This is a genomic window from Streptomyces sp. NPDC102514 (assembly GCF_055584525.1).
Window position 1 is genome coordinate 352,177 of record NZ_JBVJLW010000010.1, and the last position, 17,163, is coordinate 369,339.

Annotated in this window: 12 protein-coding genes; 8 read left to right on the top strand and 4 right to left on the bottom strand. The window is 70.7% G+C overall.

All coding sequences use genetic code 11. The features are described from left to right. Window positions 1-23: 23 nt before the first annotated feature. Window positions 24-1,067, bottom strand: coding sequence for a fatty acid desaturase family protein (locus ACZ60E_RS26205; protein ID WP_469443515.1), 1,044 nt, complete (start codon window positions 1,065-1,067; stop codon window positions 24-26). A 271-nt stretch (window positions 1,068-1,338) separates the two neighbouring features. Here ACZ60E_RS26205 and ACZ60E_RS26210 point away from each other — a divergent pair, with 271 nt between their 5' ends. From ACZ60E_RS26210 to ACZ60E_RS26220, 3 genes are all read left to right on the top strand, one after another. Further along, window positions 1,339-4,281, top strand: coding sequence for a DEAD/DEAH box helicase (locus ACZ60E_RS26210; protein ID WP_469443517.1), 2,943 nt, complete (start codon window positions 1,339-1,341; stop codon window positions 4,279-4,281). Beyond that, entirely contained in the window at window positions 4,278-5,546 is a 1,269-nt protein-coding gene (locus tag ACZ60E_RS26215) for an SWIM zinc finger family protein (RefSeq protein WP_469443520.1), read from the top strand. Before ACZ60E_RS26210 ends, ACZ60E_RS26215 begins: the two co-directional genes overlap by 4 nt. Before the next feature lie 191 nt (window positions 5,547-5,737). Next, window positions 5,738-7,078, top strand: coding sequence for an esterase-like activity of phytase family protein (locus ACZ60E_RS26220; protein ID WP_469443521.1), 1,341 nt, complete (start codon window positions 5,738-5,740; stop codon window positions 7,076-7,078). A 94-nt stretch (window positions 7,079-7,172) separates the two neighbouring features. Here ACZ60E_RS26220 and ACZ60E_RS26225 read toward each other — a convergent pair whose 3' ends face one another. Both ACZ60E_RS26225 and xylA read right to left on the bottom strand, forming a co-directional pair. Further along, entirely contained in the window at window positions 7,173-7,757 is a 585-nt protein-coding gene (locus ACZ60E_RS26225) for a hypothetical protein (RefSeq protein ID WP_385832503.1), read from the bottom strand. A 415-nt stretch (window positions 7,758-8,172) separates the two neighbouring features. Next, complete coding sequence (gene xylA / locus ACZ60E_RS26230) at window positions 8,173-9,339, bottom strand: xylose isomerase (protein WP_469443523.1); 1,167 nt, start codon at window positions 9,337-9,339, stop codon at window positions 8,173-8,175. A gap of 189 nt (window positions 9,340-9,528) precedes the next feature. Between xylA and xylB the strand changes: the two genes are divergently transcribed. The 5 genes from xylB (at window position 9,529) to exaC (ending at window position 16,419) form a co-directional block, all read left to right on the top strand. Beyond that, window positions 9,529-10,974, top strand: a complete 1,446-nt coding sequence (gene xylB, locus ACZ60E_RS26235) for a xylulokinase (RefSeq protein ID WP_469443526.1) — start codon at window positions 9,529-9,531, stop codon at window positions 10,972-10,974. Between the two features lie 107 nt (window positions 10,975-11,081). Further along, the gene (locus ACZ60E_RS26240; RefSeq protein WP_469443527.1) at window positions 11,082-12,293 is read left to right on the top strand and encodes an ROK family protein; all 1,212 of its coding nucleotides are present in this window, start codon (window positions 11,082-11,084) and stop codon (window positions 12,291-12,293) included. Window positions 12,294-12,726: 433 nt separating this feature from the next. After that, a complete protein-coding gene (locus tag ACZ60E_RS26245; protein WP_469443529.1) occupies window positions 12,727-13,338 on the top strand; it encodes an N-acetylmuramoyl-L-alanine amidase in 612 nt (203 codons plus the stop codon). 181 nt (window positions 13,339-13,519) lie between these two features. Further along, on the top strand, window positions 13,520-14,788 hold the full coding sequence (locus tag ACZ60E_RS26250; RefSeq protein WP_469443531.1) for a GAF domain-containing protein: 1,269 nt from the start codon (window positions 13,520-13,522) through the stop codon (window positions 14,786-14,788). Between the two features lie 107 nt (window positions 14,789-14,895). Next, window positions 14,896-16,419, top strand: coding sequence for an acetaldehyde dehydrogenase ExaC (gene exaC / locus ACZ60E_RS26255; RefSeq protein WP_384811234.1), 1,524 nt, complete (start codon window positions 14,896-14,898; stop codon window positions 16,417-16,419). Between the two features lie 160 nt (window positions 16,420-16,579). Here exaC and ACZ60E_RS26260 read toward each other — a convergent pair whose 3' ends face one another. Continuing rightward, entirely contained in the window at window positions 16,580-17,011 is a 432-nt protein-coding gene (locus tag ACZ60E_RS26260; RefSeq protein ID WP_469443534.1) for a hypothetical protein, read from the bottom strand. Window positions 17,012-17,163 lie beyond the last annotated feature (152 nt).

The following is a 17,163-nucleotide window of genomic DNA, read 5'->3' on the forward strand; positions in this document are numbered from 1 at the left end:
GATACGACCCTGAGGTGCGCCCCCTACTCGACCCTGAGGGGTTCTCCGACCTCGTACATGTGCCTCAGAGCCTGACGGTAGGAGTCCACGAGCCCTGTCTCGACGTAAGGGATACCCAACTCCCGGCAGTGTGCGCGCACCAGGAGCTGGGCGAGCCTGAGATGCGGGCGGGGCATGCTCGGGAACAGATGGTGCTCGATCTGGTAGTTGAGACCGCCGAGGAACCAGTCCGTCAGGGGACCTCCGCGGACGTTGCGCGAGGTGAGCACCTGACGTCGGAGGTGCCCCCACCCCTCGCCGTCGGGGTCGGGCATGTCCATGCCTTTGTGGTTCGGTGCGAAGGCCATGCCCAGGTGCAGCCCGAAGAGTGCCTGGTGGATCGCGGCGAAGACGAGGGCCGTGCCCAGCGGCATGGCGCACAGCAGCAGGGTCGCGTACGCGGCGAGGTGCGTGATCAGCAGGGCGGCCTCGACCGGACGTTCACGAGGAGACCGCCGACGCAGGTCCTGGAAGCCGTGGATCTTCAGAGCGACGCCTTCGAGGAGCGTGAGCGGAAAGAAGAGCCAGGCCTGGTAGCGGGTGAGCCATCGCCGGAATCCGGTGCGGTCCGCGGTCTGCCCGCTGGTGAAGACCAGCACGTCGGCCTTGACGTCGGGATCCTTGTCGATGTGGTTGGGGTTGGCGTGGTGTCTGTTGTGTTTGTCGTTCCACCAGCCGTAGCTCAGGCCCAGCAGCAGATTCGCGTGGACGAGTCCGATCGCTCGGCCCGTCGATCGGTTGCCGGTGATCTGCGCGTGGCCGGCGTCATGGCCTATGAAGGCCGTGCGGGCGCACAGTACGGCGAGCAGCGGCGCCAGGAGCAGCACCCACCAGGAGTGGCCGATCAGGACGATGCCCGTGACGACGGCTGCCAGGGCGAGCGCGTTGCCGGCGATGGTGAGCGTGTACCAGCCCTGTCGACGGTTCAGGAGTCCCTGCCCTTTGATCGTGCGCAGGAGCGGTGTGAACTCACTGGCGGCAGCGGCCCTGAAGGGCGGCTCAAGCACGACTGCGGCGATTTCGGGCATGGCTGGACTCCGGATCTCTGGAGGAAGCGGGCCGAGCGGGCAACCGGCGTGGCCTGACCTGTAGAAACGTACGGATCGGCGACCGTCGTCGGCCATGGCGCCACCACCCGGGTCCGGGCGGGGGAAAGCCGGACCGCGGGGTGGACCTGACACCACCTTCAGTGAGAAGTGACTGGCATCACAGATCGGACACTTGGTTCATCCTGTGCTGCGCTGTACCCTCGGCGACCTCCACCCCCGGTAGTCAAAATTGAGGAACACGCTCATCCCTGTGCAGAGGATTCCTGCCCCCACTCCCTCCGAGATCTCCGAACTGGCGCGCTGCTGCGCCGTCTTCGTCCCTGCCGACCCGGCCCGCACGGGCAGCGTCGCCTTCTGGCTGCCCGACGGCGAGGAGCCTCCGGTCATCGGTTCCGCCGGCTACGGTTTCGGCACCGGTCAGGGATCCGACTCCGGATCTGATCCCGACTCCGGTTCCGGCTTCGGGCACGGCCTCGGTCACGGCTCCGTGGAGGAGCTGTCCGTCGTCCTTCCCGGCGAGGACGGGGTCGAGTTGGTGAGGGTGTCGGCCGTCGTCCTGCCGGTGCGGACGGCGCTCCCGGTCCTCACGCGCGCGCGTGCCGCCGCGCGGACTCACGGTTCGACCGCCTTCTGGGGTGCCGCGGCCGTCCTGGCGCTGCAGTTCGCCGCGCGCGGACTGCTGCTGCCCGGCCTGAGCTCCGGTGATCACGACGCGTGGCGCGCGGGCCCCCTGGGCTCCCGGGACCTGGAGCGGATCCGTGAGCTGGCCGCCGCGATGCCGCCGCACGCCCACGCGGTGCCCGTCGACACGACCGAACCGCTGCGACTGCCCGATCCGGAGTGGCTGCTGCGCACCTTCCTGGACGCCGTCGCCGACACCCTCCCCCGCTCCCCCGCGGCTGCACTCGCCGCGGGCGGCCCGGCCTTCGCCGCCGCCGAACCGCAGCACGTGCCCGAGCATCGCGCTTGGGCGTCCGATGTCGCGGCGGGCCACGACGCCGGCGTAAGGATCTCGCTGCGCGTCGAGGTGCCGGGGCTCGCGTCGGCCGTGTCGGACGCGAACCGGTTGCCGTTCCGTGCGGTGCTGCAACTGCACAGTGTCAGCGACCCGGCCCTGCTGGCGGACGCGGCCGAGGTGTGGAGCGGGTCGAGTCCGGCCTTCGGCCCGCGCGCGCGGATGGACGCCCTGCTCGCGCTGCGCCGCGCGGCCAGGGCCTGGGCACCGCTCGCACCCCTGTTGTCGGCGACCGTGCCCGACTCGATCGAACTCGCCGACGAGGAGGTCACCGAACTCCTGGGCGAGGGGGCGCGATCGCTCACGGCCGCCGGTGTGGAGGTGCACTGGCCCAGGGAACTGGCACACAAGCTGACGGCCCGCGCGGTCATCGGCCCCCCGGACGACGAGCGGGCCGGTGACGGACCGGCCTCGGACACCCCCTCCTTCCTATCGGCCGACGCACTTCTGACGTTCTCCTGGTGGTTCGCACTGGGGGACCAGCAGCTGACGCGCCAGGAACTGGACCAGCTCGCCGAGGCGAACCGCCCGATGGTGCGGCTGCGCGACCAGTGGGTCCTCGTCGATCCGCAGGAGGTACGCCGCGCCCGTACCCAGCAGGACCGCAAACTGACGCCCGTCGACGCGCTGAGCGCCGTTCTCACGGGTTCCGCGGAGGTCGACGGCCGCCGGGTCGACGTACGGCCCACGGGGTGGCTGGCGACGCTGCGTGACCATTTGTCGGATCCGGAGGGGCAGGAGCCGGTCGGGCAGCCGCCCGCGCTGGCCGCGACCCTGCGCGACTACCAGCTCCGCGGGCTCAACTGGCTGGCCCGGATGACGTCCTTGGGGCTGGGCGGCTGTCTCGCGGACGACATGGGTCTCGGCAAGACGATCACGCTCATCGCGCTGCATCTGCACCGGCAGACCGACGAGTCCGCGGCGGGCCCCACACTCGTCGTCTGTCCGACGTCCCTCATGGGCAACTGGCAGCGCGAGATCGAGAGGTTCGCTCCCGGCACCCCGGTCCGCCGCTTCCACGGGTCCCGGCGGAGCCTGGAGGACCTGGCCGACGGCGAGTTCGTCCTCACGACCTACGGCACGATGCGCCTCGACACGGCACGTCTGGCGGACGCTTCCTGGGGCATGGTCGTCGCGGACGAGGCACAGCATGTGAAGAACCCGTACTCGGACACGGCCAGGCAGTTGAGGAAGATCGACGCACGCGCGCGTGTGGCGCTCACCGGCACGCCGGTGGAGAACAACCTCTCCGAGCTGTGGGCGATCCTCGACTGGACGACACCGGGTCTGCTGGGCAGGCTCGGCACGTTCCGCAACCAGTACGCGAAGGCCGTCGAGGGAGGGCAGGATCCGGGGGCGGCGGACCGGCTCGCGCAGCTCGTGCGGCCGTTCCTCCTGCGCCGCCGCAAGTCCGATCCCGGTATCGCACCGGAGCTACCCCCGAAGACGGAGACCGACCGCGCGGTGTCCCTCTCCAAGGAACAGGCCGGTCTGTACGAGGCCGTGGTCCGCGAGACCCTCGCGGAGATCGCGGGCGCCGACAGCATGGCGCGGCGCGGACTGATCGTGAAGCTGCTCACCGGGCTGAAGCAGATCTGCAATCACCCGGCGCAGTACCTCAAGGAGGACCGGCCGAAGATCGCCGGGCGCTCCGGAAAACTGGAGCTACTGGACGAACTCCTCGACACCATCCTCTCCGAGGGGGCATGCGTTCTGGTCTTCACGCAGTACGTGCGCATGGCCCGCCTGATCGAGCGGCATCTGAACGCGCGCGGTGTGCACTCGCAGTTCCTGCACGGAGGGACGCCCGTCCCCGAGCGCGAGGCCATGGTCGAGCGCTTCCAGGAGGGCGAAGTGCCCGTCTTCCTGTTGTCGTTGAAGGCCGCGGGCACGGGCCTGAACCTGACGCGGGCCGAGCATGTCGTGCACTACGACCGCTGGTGGAACCCGGCCGTCGAGGCCCAGGCCACCGACCGCGCGTACCGCATCGGCCAGACGCGGCCGGTGCAGGTGCACCGTTTGATCGCCGAGGGGACGATCGAGGACCGCATCGCCGACATGCTGCTGCGCAAGCGGGAGTTGGCGGACGCGGTGCTCGGATCCGGGGAGTCGGCCCTCACCGAACTCACCGACGCGCAACTGGCCGACCTGGTGGAACTGCGAGGAGGCGCCCGATGAGCGATCCGTACGAGAACACTCCGGAGCGCGTTTTCGCCGCCCTGCCGCCCACGCAGGGCCGGGGATTCGCCCAGAGCTGGTGGGGACAGGCCTGGCTCAAGGCGCTGGAGGACGCCACGCTGGACCTGAAGCAGCTGAAGACGGGCCGTCGGCTCGCGCGCGCGGGGGCCGTGGGCGCCGTGTCGGTCCGCCCCGGGCGTGTCACCGCCGTGGTCAACGACCGCGACCACACGGCTCATCGCGCGGACGTCCTGCTTCCGGAGCTGTCCGAGGAGCAGTGGGACCGCTTCCTGGGCATGGCGGTCGAGCGGGCGGGACACATCGCGGCACTGCTCGACCGTGAGATGCCGCCCCATCTGGTCGAGGACGCGGCGACCGCCGGTGTCGAACTCCTGCCGGGCATGGGCGATCTGGAGGCGGAGTGCGACTGCGACACGTGGGACCACTGCGGTCACACCGCCGCCCTCTGCTACCAGGTGGCACGGCTGCTCGACCAGGACCCCTTCGTGCTGCTCCTGCTGCGCGGCCGCGGCGAGCGCGAACTCCTCGACGAATTGCAGCTGCGCAGCGTCCCCCAGGCCGAGACCGTCATAGTGCCGCAGGAGACGTACGCGGGCGTGGACGCCGCCGAAGCGTACGCGGCGGGGGACATCCTGCCGCCGCTGCCCGAGGCGCCTGCCGTGCCCGCGGAACCGGGCCTGCCGCCGTCCCTGGACACGGAGACCGACCCCGCTCCCGGGGTCGACCCGTCCGCGCTTGAGTTCCTGGCGGCGCAGGCCGCTTGTGAGGCGCACCGGCTGCTCGTCGACGCGCTCAAGGCGGGCCACGAGGAGCGCGCCGCGGAGGCCGAACTGACGCCCGCGCAGGATGCCGTACGGCTGGCGTCGGGCGGACCCGAGGTCCCGGTGGCCGCCCGGCTCGCCGAGGGCTCGGGGCGCGACTGCGAAGGGCTGGCGCTCGCGGTCCGCTCCTGGGAGTACGGGGGCGCGGCCGCACTCGACGTACTGGAGACGGACCGGCCGGCGGAGGCGGAAACGCTCGCACGCGCGCGTGCGGCCCTGGAGTCGGCCTGGGAGGACGGCGAACGGCCCGTCCTGCGCGCGTCCCGCAGTCGCTGGACCGTGGTCGGCGGACAGACCCAGCTCCGGCTGGGGCCGGACGGCCGCTGGTGGCCGTACCGCAAGGAACGAGGTCGCTGGGCTCCCGTCGGCCCGGCCTCCCAGGACCCGGCGACAGCCCTGGCCCTGGCCGACGGGCGGGAGTGACACCCGGCCGAGGGCCGGGAGCGGCAACAGCTCGTGGGACGGGCGGGGCACAGGACCGTGGGCGAGCGAAGGCGTGGCCCGCGTTCACCGGATGAGCGCTGGACGCCCGGTGTTCACCCAGTGGCCGTACGGCGTTCGACGCGAGGGCGAAATCTGGCGACAGTCATCGAACTTGTGCACCAGGAGGCCCCATGTCCCCGTACGCCGCAGGCCGGCGCCGCGTCCACCGTTCCGTCGCCGCGGGCGTGCCGCTCGCCGTGCTGGCCGCTCTCGTGGTGACGGGTCCCGCGGTCGGCGCGCCCTCGGGGGACGCGCGGGTCACGGGCTCCGCGACGCTCGGCGACATCCCTCTCGGCACCTTCAGCAACGGGCTGCTGCCGGGCACGGTGGCGGACGACCGGGGTGTGGACCTCGGCGGCATCGGGAGCGACATCTACCCCGCGGGCCGCAAGGGCGAGTTCTGGACCGTCACCGACCGTGGCCCCAACGGCCAGATCAAGGTCGACGGGGTGAAGCGCCGTACGTTTCCCGTGCCCGGCTTCGACCCGGCGATCGTGAAGATCCGGGTGTCCGGTGACTCGGTGAAGGTACTGGACGCGATTCCGATAACCACCGGTTCGGGCAAGCCCGTCACCGGCCTGCCCAACCAGGCGGCACGCGACGAGGCTCCGTACTCCTACGACGCGAAGACCCCGCTCTCGTACAACCCGAACGGTCTGGACACCGAAGGGATCGTGCGCCCCAAGGACGGCAGTTTCTGGCTCGTCGACGAGTACGGGCCCTCGTTGGTCCACGTCTCCGCGCGCGGGAAGGTACTCACCCGGTACGTGCCGAAAGGGCTGAACCTGACCGGCGCCGGCTATCCGGTGGTCGAGGCGCTGCCCGCGGTTTTGTTGCACCGGAAGATCAACCGCGGCTTCGAAGGGCTCGCGCTGCTTCCGGGCGGCGACCTGGTGCTGGCCGTGCAGAGTCCGCTGTCCCTGCCGGACACCGATGCGGGTGAGGAGTCCTTGACCGCGCGTCTGCTGCGCTTCTCACCGAAGAAGCGGGCCGTCACCGCCGAGTACGCGTACCGGTTCGACCCGGTGGGCACGGTCGACCCGGGCGAGGACGACACCTCCGAGCTGAAGATCTCGTCCGTGGTGGCCGTGGGCCGCGACGAGCTGCTGGTCGAGGAGCGCACCGACAAGGCGGCCCGGTTGCAGGTCGTGAAGCTGAGCCGCGGTGCGGACATCCTCGGGGACAAGTGGGACGACAGCACGACGTCGCCGTCCCTTGAGCAGTTGGAGGACCCCGCCGCGTCCGGCGTTCCCGTGCTGCGCAAGCGTCTTGTCGTCGACCTCGGAAAGGTGAAGGGGGTGCCCGGGAAGATCGAGGGCGTCGCGCGCGTGGGCCGTGACACGCTCGCGCTGATCAACGACAACGACTTCGGGATGACGGACGGGACAGGGGCCTTCGACGCCCAGGGACGCCTGGTGGACAGCGGGATCGAGACCACCGTGACGTACGTACGTCTGCCGCACGGGGTCTGAACGGACGGCTCCGATCGGCGTTTTCGTCCTCCACGCGCGCGTGAAGCACTCCGGTCGTTCATGGCCTGACCGCTCCTGCCCACGCGCGCGTGGTTCACCTCAACGGCTTGGTGAGCTTGCGGTTTCCGTCGGCGCTGTCGGCGGCCAGGCTGCACGCGACGTTGTCGATGCCGATCTTGAATCCGGCGGGGTCGGGGTACTGCACCAGCGTGCCGCGGACGGTGTCGGCGGGCTGCTTGGCCGCCTTGGTGTCCAAGGGGTCCTGGCAGAGGCCCGATGCCGCCTTCTTGAGGGCGGCATCGGTCGTGTACGCGCCTTCCAGCTCGGTCACCGTCACGACCTCGGCGTCGTGCTTCCGGTCGCACGAACGCTTCACCGCCTGGCCCGGCCGACTGCCGTCGATGTCGAAGCAGTCGCCGGTCCGCAGCATGTAGTAGGGCACTTCGTCGCTCGCGAGGGACGGGAGGAGCGACTCCACACCGCTGGGCAGTTCGGACGGCACACCGGAGGGCAGCGACGACGGCAGTTCGGTCGGGAGCTGCGACGGAATGCTCAGTGAGGGCGACGGCAGCCGGCCCTTGGTGGAACTGCTCTCCGTAGGCGGCTTCTTGTCCGACGAGCCGTCACCACTGGTGACCACCAGGGCGACCGCGGACACGGCTCCGATGCCCAGGATCACTGCCAGCAGGATCAGGAGCGTCCTGCGGCGCCCGGCGGGGCCGCCCGGCGGCCCGGGTGGCGGCGATGATGGTGGAGGGGGTTGCCAGCCGCCCCCTCCCCCGCCGTTCCACGGCGGATCGCCACCTCCTGGCGGTGGGCCGTAACCGTCAGGAGGAGGGCCGAAGCCTCCGGGCGGTGGGCCGTAACCGCCACCACCGTAGGGCGGCGTGTTGTCCGGCGGCCGAGGAGGCTCGGGCGGTAAGGGCGGCGTGGCCATACCATCAAGAGTCGCCTCGAACCGGTCACGAAGCGACCCCTGCGCGGAACTTCATGCGGAACGTGCTGCGTGACTTGTCACGGACTCACGGCGTGGACCGCATGATTCCGGACGCTTCCGCGCAGGCGCAGGGGTCGTTCGTCGGCCCTGTACGCGATCAGCCGCGGGCGCCCAGCAGGTGGTCCATGGCCAGCTGGTCGAGACGCTCGAAGGCCATCCCGCGCACGGCGGCCGCCTCGGCGTCGAAGCCCTCGAAGGAGGCGCTGTCCGCGAGGAGCGCTTGGAGGCCGTCCGCGGCGGTGGGCTGCGCCAGTTCGTCCAGGCGCGAGGTCCGCAGGGCTTCCTGGACCTCGGGGTCGGCCCGGAAGGCTGCGGTCCGCTCCTTGAGGATCAGGTAGTTGCGCATGCAACCCGCGGCCGAGTCCCACACGCCGTTGTAGTCCTCGGTCCGCGGCGGCTTGAAGTCGAAGTGCCTCGGGCCGGCGTAGCCGGCGGTCTCCAGGAGGTCGACCAGCCAGAAGGCGGAGCGCAGATCGCCCGCTCCGAAGCGCAGGTCCTGGTCGTACTTGATGCCGGACTGGCCGTTGAGGTCGATGTGGAAGAGCTTGCCCGCCCACAGGGCCTGGGCGATGCCGTGCGTGAAGTTCAGCCCGGCCATCTGCTCGTGGCCGACTTCGGGGTTGACGCCGTAAAGCTCCGGCCGCTCCAGGCGCTCGATGAAGGCCAGTGCGTGACCGACCGTCGGCAGGAGGATGTCGCCGCGGGGCTCGTTGGGCTTGGGCTCGATCGCGAAGCGCAGATCGTAGCCCTGGGAGGTCACGTACTCGCCGAGGAGGTCGAAGGCCTCCTTCATGCGGTCGAGTGCGACGCGTACGTCCTTCGCGGCGCCGGACTCGGCGCCCTCACGGCCGCCCCAGGCCACGTAGATCTGCGCGCCCAGCTCGACCGCGAGGTCGATGTTGCGGATCGTCTTGCGCAGCGCGTAGCGGCGCACGTCCCGGTCGTTGGCGGTGAAGGCGCCGTCCTTGAAGACGGGGTGCGTGAAGAGGTTCGTGGTGGCCATCGGCACGGTCATACCGGTCGTGTCGAGAGCCTGCCGGAAGCGCTTGATGTGCGACTCGCGCTCGGTCTCCGAGGACCCGAAGGGGATCAGGTCGTCGTCGTGGAAGGTCACTCCGTGGGCGCCGAGTTCCGACAGGCGCTGTACCGATTCGACCGGGTCGAGGGCGGCCCGGGTGGCGTCGCCGAACGGGTCCCTTCCCTGCCAGCCGACGGTCCACAGGCCGAAGGTGAACCTGTCCTCGGGGGTGGGCTGGTAGTTCATGCCGCGGCTCCTTGCTTGCTCCGACTATTTCGTCATGGCGCTTAACAAATTAGTATGCGGAGGCATCCCTGGGAAGGGACTAGATGTCCCGGAAGAGGGACAGCGGGTGAAATCAGGGCTGTGACGACCCGGAAGGAACCCGAAAACACCAGGTCAGACCCCGCGGAGCCGCGGAAGAGGGAGAGCTCGATGTCAGCAGCCGAGGGTCCGCTCGTCGTCGGCGTGGACACGTCCACCCAATCCACCAAGGCCCTGGTCGTGGACGTGGCCACCGGCGATGTGGTGGCGAGCGGCCAGGCGCCGCACACCGTGTCCTCCGGGGCGGGGCGCGAGAGCGACCCGCTCCAGTGGTGGGACGCGCTGCGTGAGGCGCTGCACCAGTGCGGGGACGCGGCACGCGAGGCCGCGGCGGTCTCCGTCGCCGGTCAGCAGCACGGGCTCGTCACTCTCGACGCGCAGGGCGCCCCGGTGCGTCCCGCGCTCCTGTGGAACGACGTACGGTCGGCGCCGCAGGCCCGCCGCCTCGTGGAGGAACTGGGCGGGCCCAAGGCGTGGGCGGAGCGCACCGGCAGCGTGCCGGGGCCGTCCATCACCGTCACCAAATGGGCGTGGCTCGCCGAGCACGAGCCCGAGTCCGTCCGCGCCACCGCGGCCGTACGGCTGCCCCACGACTACCTCACCGGACTCCTCACCGGGCTGGGCACGACCGACCGCGGCGACGCCTCCGGTACGGGCTGGTGGGCGTCCGGGACGGAGGCGTACGACGAGGAGGTCCTCGGCCACGTGGGGCTCGACCCGGCCCTGCTGCCCCGGGTGGTCCGGCCCGGCGAAGTCGTCGGGACCGTCCGCGACTCCGCCGATCTGCCCTTCTCGAAGGGCACGCTGGTCGCCCCCGGCACGGGTGACAACGCAGCCGCCGCGCTGGGCCTGGGCCTGCGCCCGGGCACCGCGGTGCTCAGCCTCGGAACGTCCGGCACGGTGTACGCGGTGTCGACGCGGCGGCCCGCCGACCCCACCGGAACCGTGGCGGGTTTCGCCGACGCGCGGGGCGACTGGCTGCCGCTGGCCTGCACCCTCAACTGCACCCTCGCCGTGGACCGCGTCGCCGCCCTCCTGGGCATAAACCGTGAGGCCGTGGAGCCCGGTACGAGCGTGACGCTGCTCCCCTACCTGGACGGCGAGCGCACCCCGGCCCTGCCGCACGCCTCGGGCCTGCTGCACGGGCTGCGGCACGACACGACAGCGGGGCAGTTGCTCCAGGCCGCGTACGACGGGGCGGTCCACTCGCTGCTCGGCGCGCTCGACCTGGTGCTCGACGAGGACGCGGACCGTTCGGCGCCGCTCCTGCTCATCGGCGGGGGCGCCCGGGGCAAGGCATGGCAGCAGACCGTACGCCGGCTTTCGGGGCGTGCCGTCCAGGTTCCCGAGGCCAAGGAACTGGTCGCGCTCGGCGCCGCCGCGCAGGCCGCGGGAGTGCTGACCGGCGAGGATCCGGCGGCGGTGGCCCGGCGCTGGAACACGGCACGCGGGCCGGTCCTCGAAGCCGGGGAACGGGACGAGGCGGCGCTCGCGCGGATCGCCGGGGTAATCTCCGACGCGGCCCCGTTGCTGGAGCGGGAGGCCGATCAGCGCTGACGGCTTCGCCTCCGGGGAGCGGGACCGGTTGCCGCCGACTCCCCGGGGCGCCAGCACGGACAGGACAGCCCTCAGGGGACCGGCCGGACGAGGACCGACTCAGGCAGATGACCGCACCGCTCCACGAGGCCCACCCCAGCAGCCCCGGCCGACGACTGCCCGATACGCAACAGGGCATGCGCCGCCGCAACCTCGCACGGGTACTGCACACCGTGAACGCCGAGGGGCCGCTCTCCCGTGCCGCCGTCGCCTCGCGCATCGGCCTGACGCGGGCGGCCGTGTCGACCCTCGTGGACGAGCTGATCCGCTCCGGGCTCCTCGACGAGCTGGGTCCCGAGCGGCCGGGGCGGGTGGGGCGGCCCGGTTCGGCGCTGGCCCTGAGCGGACGCGGCCCGGCGGGGATCGGTGCGGAGATCGGCGTCGACCACCTCGCCGTGTGCGCGGTCGATCTGCGGGGCAAGGTACGCGCGCGGATCGTGCGGCACGGCACCAACCGCGGCCGTGCGCCCGAGCCGGTATTGGGTGAACTGACCGCGCTGGTACGCCAGATCGTCGCCGAGGCGGACCAGGAAGGGCTGTGGCCTGCGGGTCTCGCCGTCGCCGTGCCCGGTCTGGTGGCGCGCGACGCCCGGACCGTGGTGCGCGCCCCGAACCTCGGCTGGCTCGACACGGACCTCGCTCCCCTGCTGCCGGACGTACTGCCACTGACCGTCGACAACGAGGCGAACTTCGGCGGACTGGCCGAACTCTGGCTCAACGAGGAGGCACCGCGCGACTTTCTGCATGTCTCCGCGGAGATCGGCATCGGCGGGGCCGTGGTCGTGGACGGGCGGCTGCTCCGTGGAACGCGTGGTTTCGCGGGCGAGTTGGGCCATGTGCCGGTACGCCCCGAGGGACCCGCGTGCGCCTGCGGCGGGCGCGGCTGTCTTGAGCAGTACGCCGGCGAGGAGGCCGTGCTGCGCGCGGCCGGCCTCGAACCGGGCGAGGATCGGGTCGGGCTGCTGGCCGAGCACGCCGCGGGAGGCGACAAGAACGTCCGGCGTGCGTTGCGCGACGCCGGTACCGCGCTGGGCATCGCGCTGACGGGCGCGGTCAATCTGCTGGACCCGGAAGCCGTCGTGCTGGGCGGGGCGCTGTCCGGGCTGGCGCCCTGGTTGCTGCCCTCGCTGGAGCGGGAGCTGGCCCGCAGGACAGCGGGTCCCGCCTGCGCGGTGTCGGTCTCCCGGCTCGGCCCGGAGGGCCCGCTGCTGGGGGCCGCGCATTCCGTCGTGCGGGCCGTGCTCGATGATCCGGCGGCGGTGGGCGGCGGCGGGGCGTAGGCCTGACGCCTGGGTCGGGGGACGCCTGGGCCCCAGGGGCGCCTGGCCGGGGGCCCAAGCCCGAGGGACGTCTGGGCGGGTCGCGGGGCTGTAATCACCCTTTCGGGTGGCCGAGTTGTCCACAGTCACAGTGCTGTCCACGGACCTGGGCGGGCCTCTCCTCCCCAACCGGCAAGACCCGTACCGTGTTTCACGTGAGGGCAGCGCGACCACGAGTTCGTGCACGAAACCGGCGCAGCCCTGACTCGTTGAGCCCTGGCCCCACGGTCCGAGCCGCATCCACCGTCCGAAGCACCTCCGGCATCTGAAGCACCTCCGGCGTCCGAACCGCGCCCGCCGCCCGAACCCCGTCCGCCGTCTGTTCCCACCGCCGTCGCAAGGCTCGTGCGTGCCCCGCCCACGCCGAGCACGTCGTCCCTCCGAGAGGAAACCTGTGGACCGAGCCAAGTACCTGCCAGCCACCCTTCCCAGCCGGCGGCGCCTGCTCCAGAGCGCGGCCCTCGCCACGCTCTCCACCGCACTGCTCCCCACCGTGCGGGCGGGCGCGGCGCCGCGGGGCCTCGACTACCCGCAGTCCGAGTGGTCCCCGGCGAGCACGTCCAACTACACGGTGGCCGACCGCCCGACGAGCCACCCCGTCGACTTCGTCGTCATCCACGTGACACAGGCGACGTACGCGGACACGCTCGCCATCTTCCAGAACCCGAAGAAGCAGGTGTCCGCGCACTACGTCGTCAGATCCGCCGACGGCCACATCGCCCAGATGGTGCGCGAGCGCGACATCGCCTGGCACGCGGGGAACTGGGACTACAACACCCGCAGCATCGGCATCGAGCACGAGGGCTGGGTGGACAAGCCGGCGTACTTCACCAACGCCCTGTACGAGGAGTCGGCGAAGCTCACCGCGGCGATCTGCACCAAGTACGCGATCCCCAAGGACCGCTCGCACATCCTCGCCCACTACGAAGTGCCGGGCAGTGATCACACCGACCCGGGCCCGCACTGGGACTGGACGCGCTACATCAGACTCGTCAACTTCGCCTGACGACCGAGGACCGGGTCAGGACGCTTGTCCGCGTCCGCCGCCCGAGTGACGATGTCCCAAGCCGCATCACGTCCGGTCCGCATCACGTCCGCTTCTCATCACGACCAGTCCCCATCACGACCAGTCCTCATCTCCTCATCTCCTCATCACGTCCAGTCCCATCGCTTCGCGGGAGGCCGGGTTGACCGATCCATGGGTGGCCCTGAATCCGGGCGCCGACCCCGTCGAGCGGGTTCGCGTGCTGCGCCGCGCCCACGAGACGTTCACCGAGGCGGGTACGGTCTCGCGACCGGTGCGTTCCGTGGTCGCCGACTCGTGGCGGCGTTCGGCGCGGGCCGGGGTAGGACCGGACGGCTCCGCGTACGTGGAACTCACCGACGGAGACCTCGGGTCGTACCGGGCTGAGCACCCGCTGGCCCCGGTCATGCCGCTGTTCCGAGAACTCATGGGCACGTTCGCTTCCGACGGCGAGCACCTCCTCGCGGTCTGCGACGCGCAGGGAAGACTTCTGTGGGTGGAGGGCCACCCCGCCACCCGGCAGAAGGCGGACGGTATGAACTTCGTGCCGGGCGCGCGGTGGGCGGAGTCCGCCATGGGCACGAACGCCCCGGGTACCGCGGTCGCGCTCGACCGGCCGGTGCAGGTGTTCGCGGCGGAGCACTTCATCCGGCGCGTCCAGCCGTGGACGTGCGCGGCGGCCCCGGTGCACGATCCGCGCACGGGACGGCTGCTCGGCGCCGTCGACATCACCGGCGGGGACGGGCTGGCGCATCCGCACAGCCTGGGGTTCGTGCAGGCCGTGGCGCGCGCCGCCGAGTCCCAGCTGGCGCTGCTCACCCCGATACCGGCCGCCACCGACGCCCTGCAACTGACCGCTCTGGGCCGGGACGAGGCCCTCCTCGTGTCGGGCGGCCGCAAACTGCGCCTCAGCCGCCGGCACAGCGAGCTCCTGTTGCTGCTGTCCCGGCATCCGGACGGCCTGACCGGCGACGAGCTGTTGTGCTCGCTGTATGAGGACGAGTCGGTGACACCGGTGACGCTGCGCGCGGAACTGGCCCGCCTACGACGACTGCTCGGGACCGGGGTCCTCGGTTCACGGCCCTACCGGCTCGCGGTTCCGGTCGAGTCCGATGTCTCCGTCGTGGAGCGCAGACTCGCCGCCGGCTCAATCATGGCGGCTGTAGCGGCGTACGCCGGGCCGTTGCTGCCCGGTTCCCAGGCACCGGCGGTGGTGCGGCTGCGCCGACGGCTCGCAGACGGACTGCGCGCGGCCCTCGTCTCCGGCGGCGACCCCGACCTGCTGGCGTGCTGGGCCGAGGCGTCGTGGGGCGAGAACGACCTCGAAGTGTGGAGGGCGCTGGCCGCCGTCCGGCCGACGGCTCCGATACGGGCGCGGCTGGCAGAGCTGGAGGCAGAGCAGTCGGCGTACCCGTGGCGGGCACGGCACTGACCGTCACGACCAGGTCCGCCGCGCAACGTAACTGCAACCTCCCCGTCCCTACGCTCGCCGCGAGAGCTGTCCAACGGCGGGCGGCCCTTCCACGGGAGGCAGAGCACATGACCCGTTACGCAGCGCCCGGCACCGAAGGCGCGATCGTCTCCTACCAGTCGCGGTACGACCACTTCATCGGCGGGGAGTACGTGGAGCCCGCCCGTGGGCAGTACTTCGAGAACCCGAGTCCGGTGAACGGGCAGCCGTTCACGGAGATCGCGCGGGGCACGGCCGAGGACGTGGAGCGCGCCCTGGACGCGGCGCACGCCGCCGCCCCCGCCTGGGGCCGCACGTCGGTGACCGCGCGGGCCGACATCCTCCTCAAGGTCGCCGACCGGATGGAGGCGAACCTGGAGAAGCTCGCGGTCGCGGAGAGCTGGGAGAACGGCAAGCCCGTCCGGGAGACCCTGGCCGCCGACATCCCCCTCGCCATCGACCACTTCCGCTACTTCGCGGGGGCGGTCCGTGCACAGGAGGGGTCGCTCGGCGAGATCGACGACGACACGGTGGCGTACCACTTCCATGAGCCGCTGGGCGTCGTCGCGCAGATCATTCCGTGGAACTTCCCGATCCTGATGGCGGTGTGGAAGCTGGCGCCGGCGCTCGCGGCGGGCAACGCCGTCGTGATCAAGCCCGCCGAGCAGACCCCGGCGTCCATCCACTACTTGATGAGCCTGATCTCGGATCTGCTGCCGCCGGGCGTCGTGAACATCGTCAACGGCTTCGGTGTGGAGGCGGGCAAGCCGCTGGCGTCCAGCGCGCGGGTGGCGAAGGTCGCCTTCACCGGCGAGACCACGACGGGGCGGCTGATCATGCAGTACGCCTCGGAGAACATCAAGCCGGTCACGCTCGAACTGGGCGGCAAGTCGCCGAACATCTTCTTCGACGACGTCTGGGCGCAGGACGACGACTTCCGGGACAAGGCGCTCGAAGGTTTCACGATGTTCGCGCTGAACCAGGGCGAGGTGTGCACCTGTCCGTCCCGGGCGCTCGTCCAGCAGGGCCACTACAGCGAGTTCATCGACGCGGCGGTCGCCCGGACCGAGTTGATCAAGCCCGGTCATCCGCTCGACACCGAGACGATGATCGGCGCTCAGGCCTCCAACGACCAGCTGGAGAAGATCCTCTCCTACCTGGACATCGGCCAGCAGGAGGGCGCCAAGGTACTCACGGGCGGTCACCGGATCGAGTACGACGGCGAGCTGGCGGGCGGGTACTACGTACAGCCGACGATCTTCCAGGGCGACAACAGGATGCGGATCTTCCAGGAGGAGATCTTCGGTCCCGTCGTGTCCGTCACGTCGTTCACGGACTTCGACGACGCCATCAAGATCGCCAACGACACGCTGTACGGACTCGGTGCCGGCGTGTGGACGCGGGACATGAACACGGCGTACCGCGCGGGCCGTTCGATCCAGGCGGGCCGGGTGTGGACGAACTGCTACCACGCGTACCCGGCGCACGCGGCCTTCGGCGGCTACAAGCAGTCGGGCATCGGCCGAGAGAACCACAAGATGATGCTGGAGCACTACCAGCAGACGAAGAACCTCCTGGTGTCGTACTCGCCGAAGAAACTGGGCTTCTTCTAGACGCCGAAAAAGGGCGCCTGAACAGGCACATCACCTGTCAGGCGCCCTTCCCGACGTGCATCTAAGCCACGGGGCGAAGTGCAGAGTAACTCCCGATATGCCCCACCGCTATCCCACCTCTGACCAGCTGTTCCGGGCAATTTCCGGGCCAAGGCCCGGCTTACGCGTCCTCCGCACTGCCGTCCTGCCCCTCCCACCTTCGCATCGACTTCTCGATCAGGCTGTTGGCGTGGTTCCGCGCCTCGGCCAAAAACTTGGCGTAGAAGCGGAAGAGAACCTGGATGCTTTGTCCGGCGCGGCGCGCACACTCTGCCGGGTCGACACCGGAGGCAAGCCAGAATGAGATTCCTGCGTGGCGCAGGTCGTAGGGGCGTTTTGCAAGCTCAAGGGCGTGTTCATCGAGAGTCAGTGCAGCCTCACGCGCACAAGTACCTTGGCCGTCGATCAGCCACACGTCCAGTGGATCTTCTGCCTCCTCGTCTCCGCTCCGATGCCAGGCGGCGAAGACCTCCTTCAGTCGGCGCCCGACCAAGATCTCAGGACGTGCGCCGGACCCGTGCAACGGACACTGGTTGACCTTCTCGGACTCCACACAACGACCGTACCGTCAGCCAACGTCCCAGCTCACACGCTCAAACGGGACAGCCCTTAGCCTCGCGCTTTCACGAGGTGGGACGTCCGAGGCTTGATCAAATAAGCGGAGAGTGCTCCTGACCTGCAACGATGGGACTTGTCTAGGGTCCT

Coding starts and splice junctions, on each gene's coding strand:
- exaC (WP_384811234.1), top strand. CDS start 14,896: ATGACCCGTTACGCAGCGCCCGGCACCGAAGGCGCGATCGTCTCCTAC.
- ACZ60E_RS26205 (WP_469443515.1), bottom strand. CDS start 1,067: ATGCCCGAAATCGCCGCAGTCGTGCTTGAGCCGCCCTTCAGGGCCGCT.
- ACZ60E_RS26220 (WP_469443521.1), top strand. CDS start 5,738: ATGTCCCCGTACGCCGCAGGCCGGCGCCGCGTCCACCGTTCCGTCGCC.
- ACZ60E_RS26240 (WP_469443527.1), top strand. CDS start 11,082: ATGACCGCACCGCTCCACGAGGCCCACCCCAGCAGCCCCGGCCGACGA.
- xylA (WP_469443523.1), bottom strand. CDS start 9,339: ATGAACTACCAGCCCACCCCCGAGGACAGGTTCACCTTCGGCCTGTGG.
- ACZ60E_RS26215 (WP_469443520.1), top strand. CDS start 4,278: ATGAGCGATCCGTACGAGAACACTCCGGAGCGCGTTTTCGCCGCCCTG.
- xylB (WP_469443526.1), top strand. CDS start 9,529: ATGTCAGCAGCCGAGGGTCCGCTCGTCGTCGGCGTGGACACGTCCACC.